Annotated in this window: 1 protein-coding gene; it reads left to right on the top strand. The window is 51.7% G+C overall.

Going from position 1 to position 294, the window contains the following annotated elements; translation table 11 throughout:
• Positions 1-294: S6e family ribosomal protein (locus F0U44_RS24530; protein WP_223163842.1), on the top strand; the 294-nt coding region annotated here is incomplete at both ends.

Raw genomic sequence — 294 nt, 5'->3', positions numbered from 1 at the left:
GAATGGAAGGGCTATGTACTTCGTGTCGCTGGCGGCAACGACAAGCAAGGATTCCCGATGAAACAGGGCGTCCTGACAAACAGCCGTGTTCGTCTTCTGATGTCAAAGGGCCACTCATGTTACAGACCGCGCCGCGATGGAGAGAGAAAACGTAAATCAGTTCGTGGATGTATTGTTGACGCCAATCTCTCGGTCTTGGCTCTTGTTATTGTGCGCAAGGGTGCCCAGGAAATTCCTGGATTGACTGATGGAAATGTACCCCGCCGTCTAGGTCCCAAACGTGCTTCCAAAATC

The sequence above is a fragment of the Nocardioides humilatus genome (assembly GCF_008373755.1).
In the GTDB taxonomy this organism is placed as follows: Bacteria; Actinomycetota; Actinomycetes; order Propionibacteriales; family Nocardioidaceae; genus Nocardioides; species Nocardioides humilatus.
Note: the sequence above shows the minus strand (reverse complement) of the source record. Positions and strands in the feature narration are given on the sequence as shown.